Genomic DNA, 22,247 nt, shown 5'->3' on the forward strand with positions numbered 1-22,247 from the left:
GGCCTGCCGGTGGCGTCGCGATGGACCGTAAACCCCGCATCGCTGCTGCCCCTGGCGCGGCGCTGCGGATCAAGATTCCTGATCGACAGCGTGCGATCACCCCCCTTGTCACGCTGTACTGACTTAGAGAAGAAAATGCCCAAGCGCACTGACCTCAAGACCATCCTCATCATCGGTGCTGGCCCGATCGTCATCGGCCAGGCCTGCGAGTTCGACTACTCCGGTGCCCAGGCCTGCAAGGCCCTGCGTGACGAGGGTTACCGCGTGGTGCTGGTCAACAGCAACCCGGCCACGATCATGACCGACCCGGAGATGGCCGACGCCGTCTACATCGAGCCGATCAACTGGCAGACGGTCGAGAAGATCATCGCCAAGGAAAAGCCCGATGCGCTGCTGCCGACCATGGGTGGCCAGACCGCGCTGAACTGCGCGCTGGACCTGGCCGACAACGGTGTGCTGGAGAAGTACAACGTCGAACTGATCGGCGCCAAGCGCGAAGCGATCCGCATGGCCGAAGACCGCGAGCTGTTCCGCGTGGCCATGGGTGAGATCGGCCTGGAATGCCCGACCGCCGCCGTCGCCCACACCCTGGACGAAGCGCTGGAGATCCAGACCCGCGTCGGCTACCCGACCATCATCCGCCCCAGCTTCACCCTGGGCGGCAGCGGTGGCGGCATTGCCTACAACCGCGAAGAGCTGGTCGAGATCGTCAGCCGCGGCCTGGAACTGTCGCCAACCACCGAGGTGCTGGTGGAAGAGTCGGTGCTGGGCTGGAAGGAGTTCGAGATGGAAGTGGTCCGCGACACTGCGGACAACTGCATCATCGTCTGCTCGATCGAAAACCTGGACCCGATGGGCGTGCACACCGGTGACTCGATCACCGTGGCGCCGGCGCAGACCCTGACCGACAAGGAGTATCAGCGCCTGCGCGATGCCTCCATCGCCGTGCTGCGCAAGATCGGCGTCGATACCGGTGGCTCGAACGTGCAGTTCGGCATCAACCCGAAGACCGGCCGCGTGGTCGTCATCGAGATGAACCCGCGCGTGTCGCGTTCCTCGGCGCTGGCGTCCAAGGCCACCGGCTTCCCGATCGCCAAGGTCGCCGCCAAGCTGGCCGTGGGTTACACCCTGGACGAACTGAAGAACGAAATCACCGGTGGCCTGACCCCGGCCTCGTTCGAGCCGTCGATCGACTACGTCGTCACCAAGATCCCGCGTTTCGCCTTCGAGAAGTTCCCGGCCGCCGACGCTCGCCTGACCACCCAGATGAAGTCGGTCGGCGAGGTGATGGCGATGGGCCGTACCTTCCAGGAGTCGGTGCAGAAGGCCCTGCGTGGCCTGGAAACCGGCAAGGTCGGCTTCGACCCGACCGGCCTGGACCTGGCCAACGAAGACGACCTGCAGACCCTGCGCCGCGAGTTGAAGGCGCCGGGCCCGGAGCGCCTGTTCTTCGTCGCCGACGCGTTCCGCGCCGGCATGAGCGTGGAAGAGATCTACGCACTGTCGTTCATCGACCACTGGTTCCTGGACCAGATCGAGGAAATCATCGCTGCAGAAGGCGAAGTCGCTGCCGGTGGCATCGACGCGCTGGACGCCGCACGCCTGCGCAAGCTGAAGCGCGCTGGCTTCTCCGATGCGCGCCTGGCGCAGCTGACCGGCACCAATGAAGCCGCCATCCGCGCGCTGCGTCGTGCGCACAAGGTGCGCCCGGTCTACAAGCGCGTGGACTCCTGCGCCGGCGAGTTCTCCACCGGTACCGCCTACCTGTACTCGACCTACGAGGACGAGTGCGAGGCCGCGCCGAGCAACCGCGACAAGATCATGATCCTGGGTGGTGGCCCGAACCGCATCGGCCAGGGCATCGAGTTCGACTACTGCTGCGTGCACGCGGCACTGGCGCTGCGCGAGGATGGCTATGAAACCATCATGGTCAACTGCAACCCGGAAACCGTGTCGACCGACTATGACACCTCCGACCGCCTGTACTTCGAACCGCTGACCCTGGAAGACGTGCTGGAAATCGTCGAACTGGAGCAGCCGAAGGGCGTGATCGTGCAGTACGGCGGCCAGACCCCGCTGAAGCTGGCGCGCGCGCTGGAGGCCAATGGCGTGCCGGTGATCGGCACCAGCCCGGACTCGATCGACCTGGCCGAAGACCGCGAGCGCTTCCAGCAGCTGGTCGACAAGCTGGGCCTGAAGCAGCCGCCGAACCGCATCGCCCGCAACGACCAGGAAGCCCTGCTGCTGGCCCGCGAGATCGGCTACCCGCTGGTGGTGCGCCCGAGCTACGTGCTGGGCGGCCGTGCGATGGAAATCGTCTACGGCGAAGCCGACCTGGCCCGCTACGTGCGCGACGCGGTGAAGGTGTCCAACGATTCGCCGGTGCTGCTGGACCGCTTCCTCGACAACGCCGTGGAGTGCGACGTCGACATCATTGCCGATGCCCAGGGCAACGTCCTGATCGGCGGCGTGATGGAGCACATCGAAGAAGCCGGCGTGCACTCGGGCGATTCCTCGTGCTCGCTGCCGCCGTACTCGCTGTCGGCTGAAACCCAGGCCGAGCTGCGCCGCCAGGTGGTGGAGCTGGCCAAGGCCCTGAACGTGGTCGGCCTGATGAACACCCAGTTCGCGATCCAGACCAGCGACGAGGGTGCCGACACCATCTACCTGCTGGAAGTGAACCCACGTGCCTCGCGCACCGTGCCGTTCGTGTCCAAGGCCACCGGCATGCCGCTGGCCAAGATCGCCGCGCGCTGCATGGCCGGCAAGAGCCTGGCCGAGCAGGGCGCGACCAAGGAAATCGTACCGGACTACTACTCGGTGAAGGAAGCGATCTTCCCGTTCGCCAAGTTCCAGGGCGTCGACCCGATCCTCGGGCCGGAGATGCGCTCCACCGGTGAGGTGATGGGCGTGGGCCGCAGCTTCAACGCCGCCTTCGCGCGTGCGCAGGAAGCCGGTGGCATCAAGGCACCGCCGGTCGGCAAGGCCTTCGTTTCGGTCCGCGATCCGGACAAGAAGCGCGTGCTGCCGGTGGCCAAGGCGCTGCTGGCGCGTGGCTACAGCCTGGTCGCGACCCGTGGCACTGCCGCGTGGCTGCAGCAGCACGGCATGGACTGCGAGATCATCAACAAGGTGGTCGAAGGCCGTCCGCACATCGTCGACTCGATCAAGAACGGCGAGATCGTCTACATCGTCAACACGACCGAAGGTCGTTCGGCGATCAACGACTCGTTCTCGATCCGTCGCGAGGCGCTGCAGCATCGCGTCACCTACTCGACCACAATTGCCGGCGCCAAGGCGCTGGTGGATTCACTGGAATTCCGCGGCACCGGCCCCGTCTGGTCGCTGCAGGAGCTGCACAAGGAGTTGAATGCATGAGAGCCCCCATCACGATGAAGGGCGCGCAGAAGCTGCGCGACGAACTGGATCACCTGAAGTCGGTCAAGCGCCCGAAGGTGATCGCCGCCATCGCCGAAGCGCGTGAGCATGGCGACCTGAAGGAGAACGCCGAGTACCACGCCGCGCGCGAGGAACAGGGCTTCATCGAAGGCCGCATCAAGCAGCTGGAAGGCGAGCTGTCGCACGCCGAGATCATCGACGTGAGCAAGCTCAACGCCGGCTCCAAGGTGGTGTTCGGCGCCAGCGTGACGCTGGCCGACGTGGAAACCGACGAAGAGAAGAAGTACCAGATCGTCGGTGACCTGGAAGCGGACATCAAGCTGGGCCTGATCGCGATTTCCTCGCCGGTGGCGCGCGCGATGATCGGCAAGCTGGAAGGTGATTCGATCGTGATCGACGCCCCGGCTGGCCAACGCGAGTACGAGATCGTCAGCGTCAGCTACGTGGACTGACACGGTGGCAACGGCGACCCTGCTGTTGCCGGCCCGCAGCCGCTTTGCCGCGGCTGCGTTGCCGGACGATGTGGCACGTGCGCTCGGCCGTGCCACGACCGTGCAGGTCGCGCCGGGCGAACGCGCGCAGCTGACGCGCCATTTTGCGGTTGCCGCGCCGCACTGGCCGGTGGCCGCGTTGACCCGCCAGCGCGACGTCGGCGATGCGGCCGGCGCCAGCTGGTTGCGTGCCGATCCGGCCTGCATGGTGCCGGACATGCATGGCGCGCGGATGATGGCCTACGGCGAAACGCTGCGGCCGACGCTGGCCGACAGCCTGGCCCTGCTGCCGGTGCTGCAGCCGTTGTTCGCCGATGCCGGATTCGTGCTCGACGCACCGGACCCGTCGCGCTGGTACCTGCGCCTGCCGATCGACCTGGCCCTGCCGGACTTCGACAGTCCGGACGAGGTGCTGGGCGATGACCTGTTCTCGCATCTGCCGGAGGGCGAGGGCGGCCGTCGCTGGCGGGCGCTGATGACCGAGGCGCAGGTGCTGCTGCACAACCATTCCTGGAACCAGCAGCGCGCCGCGCAGGGGCAACAGCCGATCAATTCGCTGTGGTTCTGGGGCGGTGGCGTGATGCCGGTGTCGGTCAGCACACCGCACGCACAGGTGCGCAGCCGCGATGCCCTGTTGCAGGGCCTGGCCCTGGCGGCTGGCGTAGCCGTCGATGGCGAGCAGGCGGTGGATGCACTGGTCGACCTGCGCCAGCTGCGTTCCCTGCAGCAGCTCGGCAACGATGCGATCCGTCCGCTGCTGGCCGCGCTGAAGCGCGGCGAGCTGCAGCGGCTGGTGCTGGATTTCGAGGACGGCCTGCAGTTCCAGCTGGATCGCGGACAGCGCTGGCAGTTTTGGAAGAAGCCGCGCCAGCTTCACGACTGATCGGGGCTCGGCCGAGCGGGGTCGGATCCGTTTTCCATCGGAAACGGCGCTGACCCCCAGGGTTTGCCGGAGTTGCCGGCCAGCGGGCGGCACTATCGCAGGTAGCGGCGCCTCAACGGACCTCGCTGACCACCGTCGGCAGTGTCCAGTGCCCACCCGCAACGCCCCGGCACTGCCCGGTGGTGAACTCGCTGCTCTTCACGAATCGCGCGCCATCCCAAGCCCAGTCGTGGCCGGAGAAGCAGTCACCGACGCCGCGCCCACGGAAGCGACCGCTCAACGTAGCGTCGTCGCGATCGAAGTCTTCTGCATCGGACGTGACGAAGCGTGCTTCGTACGGCGGCTTGTCCTGCACTACCCAGTAGCTGCTGCTGAAGTTGTAGGCACCCACGAAGCAGCTGGTGCTTGCCAGCACATGTTGGGCGTCCAGTCGCTGGATCTCGATTTCATCTGTCCCGCCATCGCTCAGGCGGCCGCACTCATCCGGCTTCGGCAGGCTGGCGATCAGCGCCTTGCGCAGGCCCGGTGCCTTGGCCAGTGCCGCGTCCGAGGCGCGCGATGCCACCAGCGTGCCGCGCACGATCACTGGCACCGGCAACGCCGCAGGCACGCTTGCTTCGGGTTTGTCGCCACGCCGTACCAGCGCACCGGGCGTTCCCAGCCGGCCCTGGGCCTCGTCCATCTTCAGCAGTACGGCTGCTGCACCGCTGTCGGAGATCGGCCAGGCCTTGCCCTTGCCGTCGATGATCTCGATGCGTGCCTGGCGCGGCAGTGCGGCGACCAGTGCATCGGTCTGTGCCTGCTGTAACAACACTTTGTCCCCGTCGCCGGTGTCGCGCACCGGGCCCAGGTCCTTGCCGTTCAGGCGCAGGCGCAGTGCCCCGGTCGGCGTCGGGCTTTCGCCATCCTCGCCATTGCGCAGCCGCGCGATCACCTTCGCACCCGGGCCGCCGGCGCGCTCAAGCATCAGGCTGAGCAGGTTGCCGGGTTGTTCCGGACTGTAGCCGGCGGCGCGGCAGGTGCGGGTGTTGTCACAGGCCAGCGACCAGTCGTTGTGTTCGAATTCGACCCCGGGCCTGGGCTCAGGCGTGGCGGAGTGGGCGGCCGGGGCCACGGTGAGTGCCATCAGCGCGGTCAGCAGGGTGCGGGTCATGGATGGAAGTCCGTTCCAGGGCAGGCAAGCATGGAAGATGCGGTCGTGAAATCCAAATGCTGCTGGCCGAAGAGCCAAGTTGCCTCGTCAGCAGCGGCAGCCGACCGGGGGAGCGGTGCAAGTTATGATGTGCGGGTCTTTCGTAACCGGCGATGCCGATGTCCCTTGCCGCCGATGCTGCGCAGCCGCCCTCTGATACACCGCTGATCCGCCGCCGCGATGCGGTCGTGCCCGGCAGCTGGCCAGAGGGCACGCTGCCATTGCTGGCCCGACTCTATGCCAGCCGTGGTGCGGGAACGCCAGAGCTGGCGCTGCCGAAACTGGGCAGCCTACACGCGCCCGAGCTGCTGACCGGTATCGATGATGCAGTGGGCCTGCTGATCGAAGCCATCGCCAACGACAAGCGCATACTGGTGGTCGGCGATTTCGATTGCGATGGCGCCACCGCCTGTGCGGTCGGCGTGCGTGGCCTGTGCATGCTCGGCGCGCAACACGTCTTCCACGCGGTGCCGAACCGCATGGTGCATGGCTATGGCCTGTCACCGTCGCTGGTGGAAGAGCTGGCCGCGCTGCAACCGGACCTGCTGGTCACGGTCGATCACGGCATCGCCTGCCATGCGGGCGTGACCGCGGCCAAGGCACGCGGCTGGCAGGTGCTGGTCACCGACCATCACCTTCCCGGGCCGCAGCTGCCGCCGGCCGATGTCATCGTCGATCCGAATCTGGACGGTGATGCGTTCCCGAGCAAATCGCTGGCAGGCGTCGGCGTGATCTTCTACGTGCTGATGGCGCTGCGCCGGCACATGCGCGAGGCAGGTGTCTTTGCGGATGGCAAGGGCCCGGACCTGACCACGCTGCTGGACCTGGTGGCGGTCGGGACCGTTGCCGACCTGGTGGCGCTGGATCCGAACAACCGGGCACTGGTCAGCGCGGGCCTGCGGCGTCTGCGCGCGGGACAGGGCTGTGTTGGCCTGCGTGCGCTGATCGAAGCCAGCGGCCGTGATGCCGCGCGGCTGACGGCCACCGACATCGGCTTCGCGCTCGGCCCGCGCCTGAATGCCGCGGGCCGGCTGGAAGACATGGCGCTGGGCATCGCGCTGCTGCTGACCGAAGACCCGCGCCAGGCGCGCGAGATCGCGCAGACGCTGGAGCAGATCAATTCGGAACGGCGCGCCGTGCAGCAGTCGATGACCGATGACGCCGAGCAGGCGTTGACCCGGGTGGTGCTGGACATGGCCGGTCAGCGACCGGTGGCGGCCTGCCTGTTCGATGCTGACTGGCATCCGGGTGTGGTCGGCCTGGTCGCATCGAAGATGAAGGATCGCCTGCATCGCCCGGTGATCGCCTTCGCCCCGGCCGAACCCGGCGCCGACACCCTGCGAGGCTCGGCGCGCTCCATTCCCGGCCTGCACATCCGTGACGCCCTGGCGCTGGTCGATGCGCGCCACCCGGGCCTGATCGAACGCTTCGGTGGCCACGCCATGGCGGCCGGCCTCAGCCTGCGGCGTGACCACGTCGATGACTTCAAGGCCGCCTTCGTCGCGGTGGTGCTGGAGATGCTCGATCCGGCGGCACTGCAGCAGCAGGTGCTCAGTGACGGCGAGCTGGCCGCGGACGAGCTGGACCATCGCCACGCCGATGCGTTGCGCCTGGCCGGGCCGTGGGGCCAGGGTTTCCCCGAGCCACTGTTCGACGGCCACTTCGAAGTGACCAACTGGCGCGTGCTGAAGGAGCGTCACCTGAAGCTGGAACTGCGCCTGCCCGGCGTACCCGGCACGATCAACGCCATCCATTTCGGCGGCTGGCACGGCAACGCGCCATCACGTCACGTCCACCTGGCCTACCGGCTGGCCTGCGATGACTACCGTGGCGGCAGCGCCATCCAGCTGATCGTGGAGCACTGCCTGCCTGCATAGAAAAAGGGGACGGAAAAAGGGGACGGAGGGGATTAAGCCGCTTTTGCCTTGTATGCCAATTGCGACTTAATCCCCTCCGTCCCCTTTTTGGGGGGGGGCGCCAACCCCATTACGGTTGCTGGTGCGTTCAACGATCCACGATCCCACTGGAGTCCGGTCATGGTCTTCGCCCGTTGCTGCACTGTGTTGTTGTTGGCCCTTGCGGCTTGGCCCGTTGGCGCACAGTCGCCGACGATCTCCCGGCCGCAGTCCGCCACGCCGCTGCTGATCGCGCCGGCGGCTGAGCAGCCGGTTCAATTACGACAAGCCCGCATCGAAGGCGAAGTGCAGGCCGGCGTCGCCCAGACCCGGATCACGCTGGAGTTCCACAACCCGAACCGGCGCGTGCTGGAGGGCGAGCTGCAGTTCCCGCTGGCCGAGGGCCAGCAGATCACCGGCTTCGCGCTGGATATCAACGGCGAGATGCGTGACGCGGTGCCGGTGCCCAAGGACCGCGGTCGCCAGGTGTTCGAGGAGATCGCCCGCCGCGGCGTCGACCCGGCCCTGCTGGAACAGACCGCCGGCAATCAGTTCCGCCTGCGCATCTACCCGCTGCCGGCCAGCGGTAGCCGGCGCGTGCAGCTGGTGATCCGCGAACCGCTGGCCTTTGCCGGCCAAGGCTGGCAGTGGACGCTGCCGCTGCAGTTCGCCGCCGGTGCAGCCTCGGTTGAACTGAAACTGCAGGCCCCCGGTACGGCCACCGCGGGTACGGCGCCCTTCCGCATCAGCGCGGGCCAGCTGCTGTGGCAGGGCAAGGGCGCGCAGTTGCCGCAGCAGCTGCAGTGGAACCTGCCGGCAGCACGTCAGGCGCAGGTGCAGGTGGCGCCCTGGCAGGATGGACACTACCTGTTGGCACAGCTGCCGGTGGCGGCCAGCAGCACGCCGCGCACGTTGCCCAGCGAGATCGGCCTGCTGTGGGACGGCTCCGGTTCGGCGGGACAGCGCGATCGCTCGCGTGAGCTTGCCCTGCTGGATCGCTACTTCGCTGCGATGGGTGACGGCACCGTGGCCTTGACCGTGCTGCGGGATCGCGCCGAGCCGGTGCGTCGATTCCGTATCCGCGCCGGCAACTGGAGCGAGCTGCGCGCAGCCCTGCAGGCCGTGCGCCCGGACGGTGCCAGCGCGCTGGCCCAGTGGCAGCCGCGATCGAGCGTGAGGGAATACCTGCTGGTCAGTGATGGCCTGCTGACCTATGGGCCGGAACAGCTGCCGGCGATGGCGCCGGATCAACGCCTGTTTGCGGTCAGCAGCGCCGGCGCGCGCACCGATGCCGTGCGACTGCGGGGTTGGAGTGAGGCGCATGGCGGCCGTTTCGTCGCGCTGGGCAAGGATGTCGACGCGGCCGCGCATGCGCTGCTGGCGTCGCCGTTGGATGTGCAGGTCGATGCAGGGCGCGGCGTGCAGGACGTGGTCATCGACCGTCGCAGTGAAGCCCAGGGTTGGCTGTGGCTGCATGCACGACTGGCAGCTGACGGCGTGCCGATGCGGGTGCGCGTGGGTGGCGGCGAATGGCAGGCGCTGCCGGCCACGCAGAAAAGCGATGACGGCGAACTGCTGGCCGGCCTGTGGGCGCAGGCGCGCCTGCACCAACTGGCCGTCGACCGCCGCGGCAACCGTGAGGCCATGCAGCGCCTGTCGCAGCAGTTTGGCCTGGTCGGGCCGGACACCTCGTTGATCGTGCTGGAGACGCTGGAGGATTACCTGCGTTATGCCATCCGTCCGTCCGGCAAGCTGCGCGCGGACTACGACGCGCGGTTCGCACGGCAGGTGACAGACCGCGCCGCTGCTGATCGCCAGCGCCTGGATGAGCTGGCGGCACGCTGGAAGGAGCGGCAGCAGTGGTGGAACCGCAGTTGGCCGAAGGGAGCGCCGCCGCACGTGAAGGGTGGGGCACTGGAAGTGGCCTCCGCGGACTACGCGATGGAATCGGCGCCGGTGGCGACGCTCGCCGCGCCGCCCCCCGCGGCACCGCCCGCCCCGGCACCGATGGCCGCCGCCGCCGAGCAGCGCATGGAAGCCAGCAGCGCGCGTGCGCGTCGCTCAGCACCTGCATCGAACATGGCCCTCGATTCAATCACGGTCACTGGTGGCCGTGTCGCTGCGCCCGCTGCCGCCAACGACGGCCAACTCGGCATCCAGCTGGCGGCCTGGCAGCCGGACTCGGCCATCGCCCGGCGCCTGCGCCAGGGCCCGCCGTCGCAACTCTACGACCGCTATCTGGCCGAGCGCGATGCCCACGCCGACAGCAGCGCCTTCTTCCTCGATGTGGCCGACCTGCTGCTGGAGCAGGGCCAGCGCGAGCTGGCACTGCGGGTGCTGTCGAACCTGGCCGAGATGGACCTGGACAACCGGCACCTGCTGCGCGTGCTTGGTTACCGGCTGATGCAGGCCGACGCGCCCGCACTGGCGGTGCCGGTGTTCGAGCAGGTGCTGGCGATGGGCCAGGAAGAGCCGCAGAGCTTCCGCGACCTGGGCCTGGCGCTGGCAGCGGCCGGCAAGCCGCAGCAGGCGCTTGCGCCGCTGTACCAGGTGGTGGTGCGGCCGTGGGACAGCCGCTTCGATGGCATCGCCCTGATCGCACTGGATGAGCTGACCAACCTGGTGGCACGCAGCACGCCGCGGCTGGATACCTCGGCCATCGACCCGCGCCTGCTGCAGGCGATGCCGCTGGACCTGCGGGTGGTGCTGTCGTGGGATGCCGACAACAGCGACATGGACCTGTGGGTGACCGACCCGAACGGCGAGCGCGCCTACTACGGCAACCGCCTGACCTACCAGGGCGGGCAGATGTCGCAGGACTTCACCGGCGGCTATGGTCCCGAGCAGTTCTCGCTACGCAATGCCAAGCCGGGCAAGTACAAGGTGGAGGCGAACTACTTCGGCAGCCGCCAGCAGCTGGTGACCGGGGCGACGACGCTGATGCTGCGCCTGACCACCCACTGGGGCACGTCGAAGCAGAAGGACCAGATGGTCACGATGCGGTTGAAGGACCGCGCCGAAACCGTGCTGGTGGGCGAGTTCGAGGTGCGTTGATCACTCGGACGCCCTTGTGGAGTCGAGCTTGCTCGACTGCCTCAATGTAGAGCCGAGCCTGCGCTCGGCTCATGGCAGAAGCAGCCGAGCGTGGGCTCGGCTCTACACTGCTAGTCTGCGCGCATCCAAGCGTCTAGTTGTCTGGCCAGCGTGCGATTCTTGTGGGCAGACGCAACCGAATCCGTGCCTGGAACCAAATTGATACCCAGGCTTGTATTTATCTGCTTGACCCATTCGGGAAAGTGATCAAGCGTGGCGCCGATGATTGGCGGCAGTTGGAAGTCGTTGCTGGTGGGTCTGTCCCGGTAGGCGACGTAGGAGCCATCACCCGAGGTCAGGTTGATTGACCAAGGGCTGTCAGGCCAACTGTTGAGGGTCAGGCTGATCCGAGGATGTCCGCTCTCGCTGCTGTACTCGCCGTCCTGATAGAGGGTGATTCTGGCGCTCCAGTCTCGGATGTTCTGCACACGCCAACCCTGGCGCTGCACCAGCTGGACAGCGTCCCCCGCCATGATCCGCATGTCATGCAGTTGCGCCAGATTTTCACAAAGAGCGACGTACTCGCTGTTCTCCGCGCAGTGTGGTCGGGCGGCTTGGGCAGTCAGGTAAAGCACGGAGAGCGCGTGGTTTCGATCTCCGTCTCCAGACCACTTCCTGACCATCAGGTCATGTGCCATCGGGATGCGCGTGTCCTCATTGAGTTGTGCAATGAGTGCCATGCCCCAATAGAGGATTGGCCCCATTTCCTTGATATCGTGTTGCAGGGATCGGCCGGCTTCGAGAATGATCGGGGCCGACGAGCGGAATGGAAGGAATTTTTCGACCTTCTCTCGCTGGGCATGGAACGATTGGTACTTCCTGCAATGCTCCACCAGATGGGTGCGCTGTTTCAGGTCGGCTGCATTTGCAACCGTGCCACTTGGCAGCTCGCCATGCTCATTGAAGCCGAAGCAGAACAGGTGCTCGAGGCTTCGGCTGGGTGGGCGCGTGCCGTAGCCCATCGGGAGCTTTGTGAGTTCCAGATAGGCTGCAACAAGGGTGGGAAAGTCTCTCTCAGGGAGTCCGGCGACCTTCCAGTCACCCACGCGCAGCCAGTGGAAGTAGAAACGTTGCAGCAGATCCCCAGACAAGTGGCGACCTGCTTTCGGTGCAAGTGCTCCGAGTTGGTAGTGATAGCTCGGGTAAATGTCGCCTTGACATTCCTCAGCAAGCGCAGCTTCTTCCGAGTTAACAAAGGCGACCAGCAGATTGATGTCGGATTGATCCATTGCAGCGCTCCCGGCAAAAAGTGCCTTCCGTCGAAAAGGCGACTTCCTACACTGGCAGGGCGCTGTTGAGCTTCCAATGCGAATAGTTGCAAATGCCATGAACATGCTGCGTATCCGTTGCCCGTACGAGGTCCCGTGTGGAGTCCCCAGCATCGATGCTGGTCTATCAGCCAGCCAGCACGTCAGCCAAAATGCGCCGGCGCTGGTGCGTCCGTGACAGTGCCATCAGTAGCGGCCAGCCAGAAGTGGATTGCCGGCCGGTGGACGTGTAGAGCCGAGCCCATGCTCGGCTCAGGGCAGAAGCAGCCGAGCGTGGACTCGGCTCTACAACCGCGCAGCGTGTGCAACCGGCCACGCTGGCGGATTCGCACGCAGGCCGAACAGCGGCCGCAGCCAACGCACGCGTCGGATCAGCAGTTCGTGGATCAGCAGGCAGCCGCCGACAGTACCGGCCAGCAGCAGGGCCGGTTCCATCCACCAGCCCAACTGAAGTGGCTTGAGCCAGAACAGCAGGGCGATGATCAGGCTCTGGTGCAGCATGTACCACGGATAGATGGCTTCGGTGCAGTACGGCAGCCAGCGGAACGGGCGATCGAGGAAGACCTTTCCCCAGCCGAGGATGGCCAGCAGCGCGGTCCATACGTAAAGCGACTGGCTGGCCCGGCCCTGCAGGTCCCAGAACGGTTCGGGCCATTGCCGCAGCGGGGAATCGGCGGGCAGTACCTGACCGAGGATGCGCAACCCCAGATACCAGCCGACGGCAGCCAGCGCCAGCCATAGCGTGGTGCGGCGCAGGGCGACCACGCGCTCCCAGAACACCGGTTCACGACCCAGCAGGTAGCCGGCCAGGAACACCGTCGCGTACTTCGCGTGCTGGTACCAGTCGCCGAGCAGGGCATTGGTGGACGGGTAGATCGGCTCCAGCCAGATCACCCAGGCCAGCAACAGGGTGGACGGAAGGCCGATCAGCAGCATCGGCGATGCTGCGCAGAGCGCCATCGCGCGGCGAACCACCGCCGTTCCCAGCAATGGCATCAACAGGGCCAAGGCCAGCGTGTAGTTCCAAAGATAGGCCAGGTACCACAGGTGGTTCCAGGTGATGCCGTACTGCCAGCCGGCGAAGCTGCCTTCCGGCCACGGCCGCACCTGCCAGTAGCGCAGCAGGAAGTGGCCGAAGCCGGGTGCCACGTGGCCGTTGGCCACGCCTTCGCAATAGGGCTGGATCGGCACGATCACGAACATGCCGAACAGCAGCGGCAGCAGCAGCCGCCAGGTGCGCAGGCCGGCGAAGCGCAGCAACCTGCCTTCCGGCCGCATCAGCGCGATGGCGATACCCGAGATCAGGAACAGCAGCGACATCCGCCAGCGGTTGACGAACAGCATCGGCCACTGCAGCCATTCGGCGGTATGCACGCTCTTGAGGTGAAAGCCCCAGTCGTCCACGTAGGCCATGGCGGTGTGGTAGAGGATCAGCAGGGCGAAGGCGAACACGCGCAGGGCGTCGATGTCGTAGCGTCGGGTCATGGTGATGGTGTGCCGGAGAGTCGAGCCAAGGTGACGCCGCCCGGTCCGTGCGGCGACTGGCAAGGGGCCGCTGGAACCGACGCAGTGACCAATGGCGGGGGTGGTGGGACCAATGGAGCCGCTACCCTTTGTCCCTTGAGGCAGGCTGGAGCACCGCAACGACATGGATGCAGCAATGACCCAGGGCCGACCATCGCGCTGGCGTACTTCAACCCGCCTGCTGGTATGGGCGGCGATCCTGTCGGCCTCGGCAGTGACCAATGCGCTGGTGGAAGTGATGGACGCCAGTCGCCGCGGCGCCGATCTCGGGCTGTGGGAGCCGATGATCTGGGAGTTCAGCAGCCTCGGCCTGGTCCTGTTGACCCTGCCGCTGCTGTGGTGGGGCTGCGAGCGCTGGCCGCTGCATGCCGATACCTGGAAGCAGCGGTTGCCGCTGTATCTGCTGGCCAGCGTCGGCTGGTCGCTGCTGCACGTGGTGGGGATGGTGCTGCTGCGGCACCTGGCCTACGGGTCGCTGGGCCATCGCTACCAGGATGATGCCGGCTGGCTGGAGCGTTTTGCCTACGAATACCTGAAGGATGTACGCACGTTTGCGATATTCGTGGCACTGGAGCACTTTGCCAGCTGGTTCGGCCGGCGCAGGCAGGGCGAGGCGAGCCTGCTGGCCGAGCCGGACGTCGGCCCGCCGGTGGAGCCGGTCGAGCGCCCCCAGCACTTCCTGGTGCGCAAGCTGGGCAAGGAGTTCCTGGTCGCCACGGCGGACGTGGAGTACGCCCAGGCCGCAGGGAACTATGTGAACCTGCGGGTACGCGGCCACGACTATCCGCTGCGGATCACCATGGCAGTGCTGGAGCAGCGGCTCGACCCGGGCGAGTTCCTGCGCCCGCACCGCAGCTGGCTGATCCATCGGGGCCAGCTGCGCTCGATCGAGCCGCTGGACGGTGGCGAGGCCCTGCTGCATATGGCCGACGGGGCGAAAGTGCCGTGCAGCCGGCGCCAGCTGCCGCTGCTGCGGCAGGCGCTGGGGGCAGGGTGAGGCCCTCATTCCGGGTACCCGCAGCCTGCGGTATCATTACCAGTCATCTTTTGAATTCATAACCGCCGACATGATCGAACTGAATCCTGTCCGCCAGCGCATCACCGATCTGACCGATCGCGTGCTGTCGCTTCGGGGGTATCTTTGACTACGACGCCAAGAAAGAGCGTCTTGAAGAAGTAACGCGGGAGCTGGAAAGCCCCGACGTCTGGAACAACGCCGAGTACGCCCAGAACCTGGGCCGCGAACGTTCCAGCCTGGAAAAGACCGTGGGCGGCATCGCCTCGGTGCTCGATGGCCTGAACGATGCCACCGAGCTGCTGGAGCTGGCCGAGTCCGAGCAGGACGAGGACACCGCCCTGGCCGTGGTCGCCGACCTGGACAAGCACCAGGCCCACGTGGAGAAGCTGGAGTTCCAGCGCATGTTCTCCGGCGAGATGGACAATGCGGCGGCGTTCGTCGACATCCAGGCCGGTGCCGGCGGCACCGAAGCCCAGGACTGGGCCGAGATCCTGCTGCGCATGTACCTGCGCTGGTGCGAGTCACGCGGCTGGAAGACCGAACTGATGGAAGTGTCCGGTGGCGACGTCGCCGGCATCAAGTCGGCCACGCTGCGCGTGGAAGGCGACTATGCCTATGGCTGGCTGAAGACCGAGACCGGCGTGCACCGTCTGGTGCGCAAGTCGCCGTTCGACTCGGACAACCGCCGCCACACCAGCTTCACCTCGGTGTTCGTGTCGCCGGAAATCGACGACAACATCGACATCACCATCAACCCGGCCGACCTGCGTACCGACGTGTACCGTTCGTCCGGTGCCGGTGGCCAGCACGTCAACAAGACCGAGTCGGCGGTGCGCATCACCCACATCCCGACCAACATCGTCGTGGCCTGCCAGACCGGCCGCAGCCAGCACCAGAACCGCGACAACGCGATGAAGATGCTGGCCGCCAAGCTGTACGAGCTGGAGATCCAGAAGCGCAACGCCGAGAAGGACGCGGTGGAAGCCACCAAGTCCGACATCGGCTGGGGCAGCCAGATCCGCAACTACGTGCTCGACCAGAGCCGTATCAAGGACCTGCGTACCGGCATCGAGCGCTCGGATACGCAGAAGGTGCTCGACGGCGACCTGGACGAGTTCGTCGAGGCCAGCCTGAAGGCCGGCCTGGCCGTGGGCTCCAAGCGCGTCGATGCCTGATCGACGCGCCTGCGCGGATAGCATCGCCTTCCGCAACGGAGGGCGATGATGCGCAGCGAAAGTGAACGCAAGGAACTGGGCGGCTTCCTTAAGGCCTGCCGCGCCCGTGTCGACCCCGCCACGCTCGGCCTGCCGGCCGGGCGCCGGCGTACCCCGGGCCTGAAACGCGAGGAAGTCGCGCTGGCGATCGGGGTCAGTGTCAGCTGGTACACCTGGATCGAGCAGGGCCGTGAAGTGCGCGCCTCGCCCGAGGTGCTGGAGCGGCTGGCGCAGGTGCTGCGCATGAGCGACGACGAGCGCGCCTACGCGTTCGCGCTGTCCGGCTACGGCGTGCCGCTGGAATCACCGGACGAGAGCGTGACCGACGGCTTGCGCCAGCTGGTGGAGGCGATGCAGCCGATCCCGGCCTATGTGCGCAACACCCGCTTCGACATCCTGGCCTGGAACCCGGCCATCGCCGATCTGTTCGTGGACTACAGCCAGTTGGCGCCGCACGAGCGCAACACGCTGCGGCTGATGTTTCTGTACCCGCCGTACCGCACGCTGATCCTCAACTGGGAAGAAATGACCCGCGGCCTGCTGGCAGGCTTCCGTGCGGCGATGGCGCAGGCCCCGGACAAGGCCCCGTTCCTGGCGCTGGTGGAAGACATCGCCGCGCACAGCGAGGAGTTCCGCCAGTGGTGGCCGGAGCACGATGTGCGCCGGTTCGATGAGGGTGCGAAGAAGCTGAACCATCCCACGCGGGGGTTGCTGGACCTGCAGTACGTGGCGCTGGTGCCGGAGAGCCGGCACGATCTTTCCCTGGTGACTTACCTGCCGCGGAAGTAGGGGGTGTTCGGCAGGGCTGCGCCCTGCACCCGCAGAGGCTTCAAGCCAAGGCAACAGCAACAGCAACAGCGAGCATCCTTGGGATGGCGGGGCGGTGTGGGCTGGCAGGACACGCCGTGAACCCATCCGTGGGGGCTCGATGGCGCCATCCATGGCGCCAACGGTCCTGCCAACCCACACCGCCCCGCCTCAGACAAATTTCGCGCGGCTGTTGGTAGGTGTCGACCTTGGTCGACACATCTGTCAGATATCGAAAGAAATTCCGGGGTCAGATCCCAAGAGTATTCCCGACAGATCGCGGAAATCTGTCGAAGGCGGGGTGGGTCCGGTTGCGGGGGCGTGAGCGCCATGGATGGCGCGACCGAGGCTACATGGGTGAGGGCGCTTTGCTTGCGAAGCACTGCTTCGCAAGCGCCCGAACGCCCAGCCGCCGGCGGCTGGGCCGGACCCCGGAGGGGGATTCACGCCGTCCCCCGCAACCGGACCCACCCCGCCATCCCACGGAATGCAGGCCTTTGACCTTGACGTTGCCCTGGCCTCTGCGGGTGCAGGGCGCAGCCCTGCCGGCACCTATCCCCATTCAGACAGGTAAGTGCAGGTCACAGGATAAGCAGACGCCTTGTTGCCTCCGCCATTCGGGTCCACATTCCTGCGCAGGAGACGGGCCACCGCCCGTTGTCGAGACACCAGGAGCCCTGCATGTCCGCTGCCCCCACCACCGCCATTTCCCGCGATCCGGCCACCGGCCGGCAGATCGCCAGCCATCCCTTTGCCACCGATGCCGAGCTGGAAACAATCCTCGATCGCGGCCAGGTCGGCTTTGCGACCTGGAGCGTCAAGAGCCTGGAACAGCGCGCAGACGTACTGCGTGCGATGGCCGCCGTACTGCGCCGAGACCGTGAGAAGCTGGCCGCGCTGGCCACTGCCGAAATGGGCAAGGTCCAAGCTGAAGCGCTGGCCGAAATCGAGAAATGTGCCGTGCTGTGCGACTGGTACGCCGACCACGGCGCGCAGTTCCTGCGCGACGAACCGACCCATGTGCCCGATGACAAGGCCTACGTGTCCTACCTGCCGCTGGGCGTGGTGCTGGGCATCATGCCGTGGAATTTCCCGTACTGGCAGGTGATGCGCGCGGCGGTACCGATCCTGATGGGCGGTAACGGCTTCCTGCTGAAGCCGGCCGAGAACATCGTCGGCACCGCGCAACTGCTCGATGCCGCCTGGCGTGATGCCGGGCTGCCGGAAGGCACCTTCATCGCCGCCAACATCAGCCGCGAGGGTACCAGCCGTGCGATCGCCGATGACCGCATCGCCGCCGTCACCCTGACCGGCAGCGTGGCCGCCGGCCGCAGCATCGCCGCCCAGGCCGGGCAGGCACTGAAGAAGGTAGTGCTGGAGCTGGGTGGCTCGGATCCGTTCATCGTGCTGGCCGACGCCGATCTGGACGCCGCCGTAGATGCCGCGGTCGCCTCGCGCTTCCAGAACACCGGGCAGGTCTGCATCGCCGGAAAGCGCATCATCGTCGAGGACGCGGTCTACGACCGTTTCGTGGCGCAGTTCTGCCAGAAGGTGCAGGCACTGAGCATCGGCGATGGCCGCGACCCGGCCAACCGCATCGGCCCGATGGCCCGCCAGGACTTGCTGGAACAGCTGGATGCGCAGGTACGCGCCTCGGTGGAGGCCGGCGCGAAGCTGCTGGTCGGCGGCCATCAGCTGGATCGCCCGGGCGCGTTCTACGCCCCCACCGTGCTGGCCGACGTGGAGCCGGGCATGCAGGCCTTCGATACCGAGACCTTCGGGCCGGTGGCCTCGATCAGCCGCGCCCGTGATGCCGACCACGCGGTGGAACTGGCCAACCAGAGCGAGTTCGGCCTCAGCGGCAACCTGTGGACCGGCGACCGCGCCCGAGCCATGCAGCTGGCCCGCCGGCTGCAGACCGGCGGTGTGTTCGTCAACGGCTTCTCCGCTTCGGACCCCCGCGTGCCGATCGGCGGCGTGAAGAAGAGCGGCTTCGGCCGCGAGCTCTCGCACTTCGGCATCCGTGAATTCGTCAACGCGCAGACAGTGTGGTTCGACAAGCATTGACGCGCGGCTCTCATCCTTCCTGCAACGATCCACCATCAGTCCAGCACAAAGGACGGCATCCGATGTCCAAGGGTTCAGATCTGCTCGTCGCCGCACTTGAGAACGAAGGCGTCGAGCGCATTTTCGGTATTCCCGGCGAAGAAAACCTCGACGTGGTCGAGTCGCTCCGCCATTCCAGCATCGAACTGGTCATCACCCGCCACGAACAGGCGGCGGTGTTCATGGCGGCCACGTATGGCCGCCTGACCGGCAAGCCGGGCGTATGCCTGGCAACGCTCGGTCCGGGCGCGCTCAACTTCACCACCGGCGCCGCCTACGCGCTGCTCGGTGCGTGGCCGGTGATCATGATCACCGGCCAGAAGGGCATCGTGGCCAGCAAGCAGGCACGCTTCCAGATCGTCGACATCGTCAGCACGATGAAGCCGCTGACCAAGCAGGCGCGGCAGATCGTCTCGGCGCGCACCATCCCGACCATCGTCCGCGAAGCGTTCCGTGTGGCCCAGGAGGAGCGCCCGGGCCCGGTGTTGCTGGAGCTGCCCGAGGATATCGCCGCCGATGAAGTAGAAGGGGTGTCGCTGATTCCGCCGCATGCGGTGGAGCGGCCGATTGCCAGCCCCGAGGCGCTGGACCGCGCCGCGGAGATCATCCGCAATGCCAAGCGGCCGTTGCTGATGATCGCTTCGGCGGCGTCGCGGCCGCAGTCCAGCGAGGCGCTGTCGGCGTTCGTACTACGCGCCGGCATTCCGTTCTTCACCACGCAGATGGGCAAAGGTGCGGTGGCCGGCGGCTCGGGCCTGTACATGGGTACCGCGGCGCTGACCGAACGCGACTACGTGCACATGGCCATCGACCATGCCGACGTGATCGTGACCATCGGCCATGAGGTCACCGAAAAGCCGCCATTCGTGATGCGTCCAGGCGGGCCGACCGTGATCCATATCGGCTACTCGCAGGCGGCGGTGGAGCAGGTCTACTTCCCGCAGGTGGAAGTGATCGGTGACATCGGCCGTTCGCTGACCCAACTGGCCGACCGCATCGAAGGCGCGGTGCCCCATGCCGATGCGCTGCTGCCGCTGCGCGCGACCATCCTCGAGCACCTTGCCGATCGCGCCGAGGACGCTGGTTTCACCCCGCAACGACTGGTGCACGACGTGCGCCAGGTGATGCCGCCGGACGGCATCGTGGCGCTGGACAACGGCATGTACAAGATCTGGTTTGCGCGCAACTACCGCACCCAGGTGGCCAACACATTGCTGCTGGACAACGCGCTGGCGACCATGGGCGCGGGCCTGCCGTCGGCGATCATGGCCTCGATCCTGTACCCGCAACGACGGGTGCTGGCGGTGTGTGGCGACGGCGGCTTCATGATGAACAGCCAGGAGCTGGAGACGGCGCGCCGGCTGGGCCTGAACCTGGTGGTGCTGATCCTCAACGACGGTGCCTACGGCATGATCCGCTGGAAGCAGGCGGTGGATGGTTTCACCGACTACGGCATGACCTTCAGCAATCCCGATTTCGTGAAGTATGCCGAGGCCTATGGCTGCAAGGGGCATGAGGTGACGGCCATCGAGCAGTTCGTCCCGACCCTGGAGGCGGCCTTCAACGAGGGTGGGGTGCACCTGGTGTCGGTGCCGGTGGACTATTCGGAGAACCAGCGGGTGCTGGTGGATGAGTTGCGGCAGGCCTTCCCCGGCAACAGGTAGACATCCAGGGCCAGGCAGGGTCCCGGAGGCGGTCAGATTCCTTTGCGCAGCAGGGGGATCTGACCCCTCTCCCGGCTGGGGCTGGACGGTTTTGGTATGCTGGGCAACCGGCTGTGCCGGGCGCAAGATCCCCCTCACTACACGATTCCCGCAGATCCATGAGCGAAGCTACCGATACCCCCCCCGTCGACGAAAACAAGTTGATCGCCGAGCGCCGTGAGAAACTCAAAGCGCTGCGTGGGCAGGGCATCGCGTATCCGAACGATTTCCGTCGCGAGGACTTCGCCGGCCGCCTGCAGGAAGAGTTCGCCGATGTCGAACAGTGGACCGCCGAGGCGCTGGAAGGCAATGGCCGCCAGGTGAAGATGGCCGGCCGCCTGATGGCCAAGCGCATCATGGGCAAGGCCAGTTTCGCGCAGATCCAGGACGAGTCCGGCCGCATCCAGCTGTTCCTGCAGGGCACGGTGCTGGGCGATGCCTATACCGCCTTCAAGGGCTGGGACGTGGGCGACATCATCGCCGTCGAAGGCGGCCTGACCCGCACCAGGACCGGCGAGCTGTCGGTCAAGGCCGAATCGATCCGCCTGCTGACCAAGTCGCTGCGCCCGCTGCCGGACAAGTGGCATGGCCTGGCCGACGTCGAGCAGCGCTATCGTCAGCGCTACGTCGACCTGATCGTGACCCCGGAATCGCGCGCGGTGTTCATCAAGCGCTCGAAGATCATCCGCGCCATGCGCGCCTGGCTGGACAGCCGCGACTTCCTGGAAGTCGAGACGCCGATGATGCATTACATCCCCGGCGGCGCGGCGGCCAAGCCGTTCACCACCCACCACAATGCGCTGGACCTGGACCTGTACCTGCGTGTGGCGCCGGAGCTGTACCTCAAGCGCCTGACCGTGGGTGGCCTGGAGCGCGTTTACGAGATCAACCGCAACTTCCGCAACGAAGGCGTCAGCACCCGCCACAACCCGGAATTCACCATGATGGAGCTGTACGAGGCCTACGCCACGTACAACGAGATCATGGACCTGACCGAAGGCGTGATCCGTGACGTGGCCAAGGCCGTCAACGGCAGCACCGAGGTCGAGTGGGACGGGGCGAAGATCGACCTGGGCCCGGCGTTCCGCCGTTGGCGCATGGACGAGGCGGTGCGCCACCACAACCCCGAGATTTCCGTCGCCGACTGCACCGACCGCGACGCGCTGCTGCGCCATTGCGAGCGCCTGAATATCCGCGTCAAGCCGTCCTACGGCTGGGGCAAGCTGCTGCTGGAGATCTTCGAGGCCACGGTCGAGCACACCCTGATCCAGCCGACCTTCATCACCGACCACCCGGTGGAGGTCTCGCCGCTGGCTCGTGCCAACGACAACGACCCGGGTTACACGGATCGCTTCGAGCTGTTCGTCAACGGCAAGGAGCTGGCCAACGGCTTCTCCGAACTGAACGACCCGGAAGACCAGGCGCAGCGTTTCCAGGCCCAGGTGGCCGCGAAGGAAGGCGGCGACGACGAGGCGATGCACTACGACGCCGACTACATCCGTGCGCTGGAGTACGGCATGGCCCCGACCGGTGGCCTCGGCATCGGCGTGGATCGCCTGGTGATGCTGCTGACCGGCAGCAGCTCGATCCGTGACGTGCTGCTGTTCCCGTACATGCGTCCGGAGCAGTAAGTCGTCTTTTTGACCCCTGTTTG

14 protein-coding genes are annotated in these 22,247 nt (G+C 66.5%); 11 read left to right on the forward strand and 3 right to left on the reverse strand.

Annotation, left to right across the window (positions count from 1 at the left end; genetic code table 11):
* Positions 1–135: 135 nt before the first annotated feature.
* From carB to G370_RS0115735, 3 genes are read left to right on the forward strand one after another with little or no spacing between them, the layout of a single operon-like run.
* The gene (gene carB, locus G370_RS0115725; RefSeq protein WP_019661462.1) at positions 136–3,378 is read left to right on the forward strand and encodes a carbamoyl-phosphate synthase large subunit; all 3,243 of its coding nucleotides are present in this window, start codon (positions 136–138) and stop codon (positions 3,376–3,378) included.
* Positions 3,379–3,386: 8 nt separating this feature from the next.
* Complete coding sequence (gene greA / locus G370_RS0115730; protein WP_026347191.1) at positions 3,387–3,851, forward strand: transcription elongation factor GreA; 465 nt, start codon at positions 3,387–3,389, stop codon at positions 3,849–3,851.
* Between the two features lie 4 nt (positions 3,852–3,855).
* Entirely contained in the window at positions 3,856–4,773 is a 918-nt protein-coding gene (locus G370_RS0115735; protein ID WP_019661463.1) for a hypothetical protein, read from the forward strand.
* 112 nt (positions 4,774–4,885) lie between these two features.
* Here G370_RS0115735 and G370_RS0115740 read toward each other — a convergent pair whose 3' ends face one another.
* Entirely contained in the window at positions 4,886–5,926 is a 1,041-nt protein-coding gene (locus G370_RS0115740; RefSeq protein ID WP_019661464.1) for a DUF1176 domain-containing protein, read from the reverse strand.
* Positions 5,927–6,084: 158 nt separating this feature from the next.
* On the opposite strand from G370_RS0115740, the gene recJ reads away from it, so the two are divergent.
* Together recJ and G370_RS0115750 are read left to right on the forward strand one after the other, a co-directional pair.
* The gene (gene recJ / locus G370_RS0115745; RefSeq protein WP_026347192.1) at positions 6,085–7,842 is read left to right on the forward strand and encodes a single-stranded-DNA-specific exonuclease RecJ; all 1,758 of its coding nucleotides are present in this window, start codon (positions 6,085–6,087) and stop codon (positions 7,840–7,842) included.
* 159 nt (positions 7,843–8,001) lie between these two features.
* Positions 8,002–10,914 carry a VIT domain-containing protein gene (locus G370_RS0115750; protein ID WP_019661466.1) on the forward strand — a complete coding sequence of 971 codons (2,913 nt, stop codon included), beginning with the start codon at positions 8,002–8,004 and terminating at the stop codon, positions 10,912–10,914.
* A 110-nt stretch (positions 10,915–11,024) separates the two neighbouring features.
* On the opposite strand, the gene G370_RS1000000121095 is transcribed toward G370_RS0115750, so the two are convergent.
* Positions 11,025–12,182, reverse strand: a complete 1,158-nt coding sequence (locus tag G370_RS1000000121095) for a hypothetical protein (protein WP_019661467.1) — start codon at positions 12,180–12,182, stop codon at positions 11,025–11,027.
* Between the two features lie 324 nt (positions 12,183–12,506).
* Entirely contained in the window at positions 12,507–13,706 is a 1,200-nt protein-coding gene (locus tag G370_RS0115760; protein ID WP_019661468.1) for an acyltransferase family protein, read from the reverse strand.
* A 175-nt stretch (positions 13,707–13,881) separates the two neighbouring features.
* Here G370_RS0115760 and G370_RS0115765 point away from each other — a divergent pair, with 175 nt between their 5' ends.
* The 6 genes from G370_RS0115765 to lysS all read left to right on the forward strand — a co-directional run bounded on the left by G370_RS0115765 (position 13,882) and on the right by lysS (position 22,224).
* Positions 13,882–14,742 (forward strand): LytTR family DNA-binding domain-containing protein, encoded by an 861-nt coding sequence (locus G370_RS0115765; RefSeq protein ID WP_019661469.1) that lies wholly within the window; start codon positions 13,882–13,884, stop codon positions 14,740–14,742.
* 70 nt (positions 14,743–14,812) lie between these two features.
* Positions 14,813–15,938, forward strand: a protein-coding gene (gene prfB, locus G370_RS0115770) for a peptide chain release factor 2 (RefSeq protein WP_014037064.1) whose coding sequence is annotated in 2 segments (ribosomal slippage) — positions 14,813–14,887 and positions 14,889–15,938 — 1,125 coding nt in all. Because the reading frame shifts where the segments join, the coding sequence is not laid out codon by codon here.
* Between the two features lie 45 nt (positions 15,939–15,983).
* Positions 15,984–16,766: a helix-turn-helix transcriptional regulator gene (locus tag G370_RS0115775; protein ID WP_019661470.1), complete on the forward strand. Its 783-nt coding sequence runs from the start codon at positions 15,984–15,986 to the stop codon at positions 16,764–16,766.
* Positions 16,767–17,465: 699 nt separating this feature from the next.
* Positions 17,466–18,851 (forward strand): NAD-dependent succinate-semialdehyde dehydrogenase, encoded by a 1,386-nt coding sequence (locus G370_RS0115780; RefSeq protein ID WP_019661471.1) that lies wholly within the window; start codon positions 17,466–17,468, stop codon positions 18,849–18,851.
* A 62-nt stretch (positions 18,852–18,913) separates the two neighbouring features.
* Entirely contained in the window at positions 18,914–20,554 is a 1,641-nt protein-coding gene (locus G370_RS0115785) for an acetolactate synthase large subunit (protein ID WP_019661472.1), read from the forward strand.
* Positions 20,555–20,712: 158 nt separating this feature from the next.
* Positions 20,713–22,224, forward strand: coding sequence for a lysine--tRNA ligase (lysS, locus tag G370_RS0115790; protein WP_019661473.1), 1,512 nt, complete (start codon positions 20,713–20,715; stop codon positions 22,222–22,224).
* The last annotated feature ends 23 nt before the right edge of the window (positions 22,225–22,247 follow it).

Origin of the sequence: Stenotrophomonas hibiscicola ATCC 19867 (assembly GCF_000382065.1) — a bacterium.
Classification (GTDB): domain Bacteria; phylum Pseudomonadota; class Gammaproteobacteria; order Xanthomonadales; family Xanthomonadaceae; genus Stenotrophomonas; species Stenotrophomonas hibiscicola.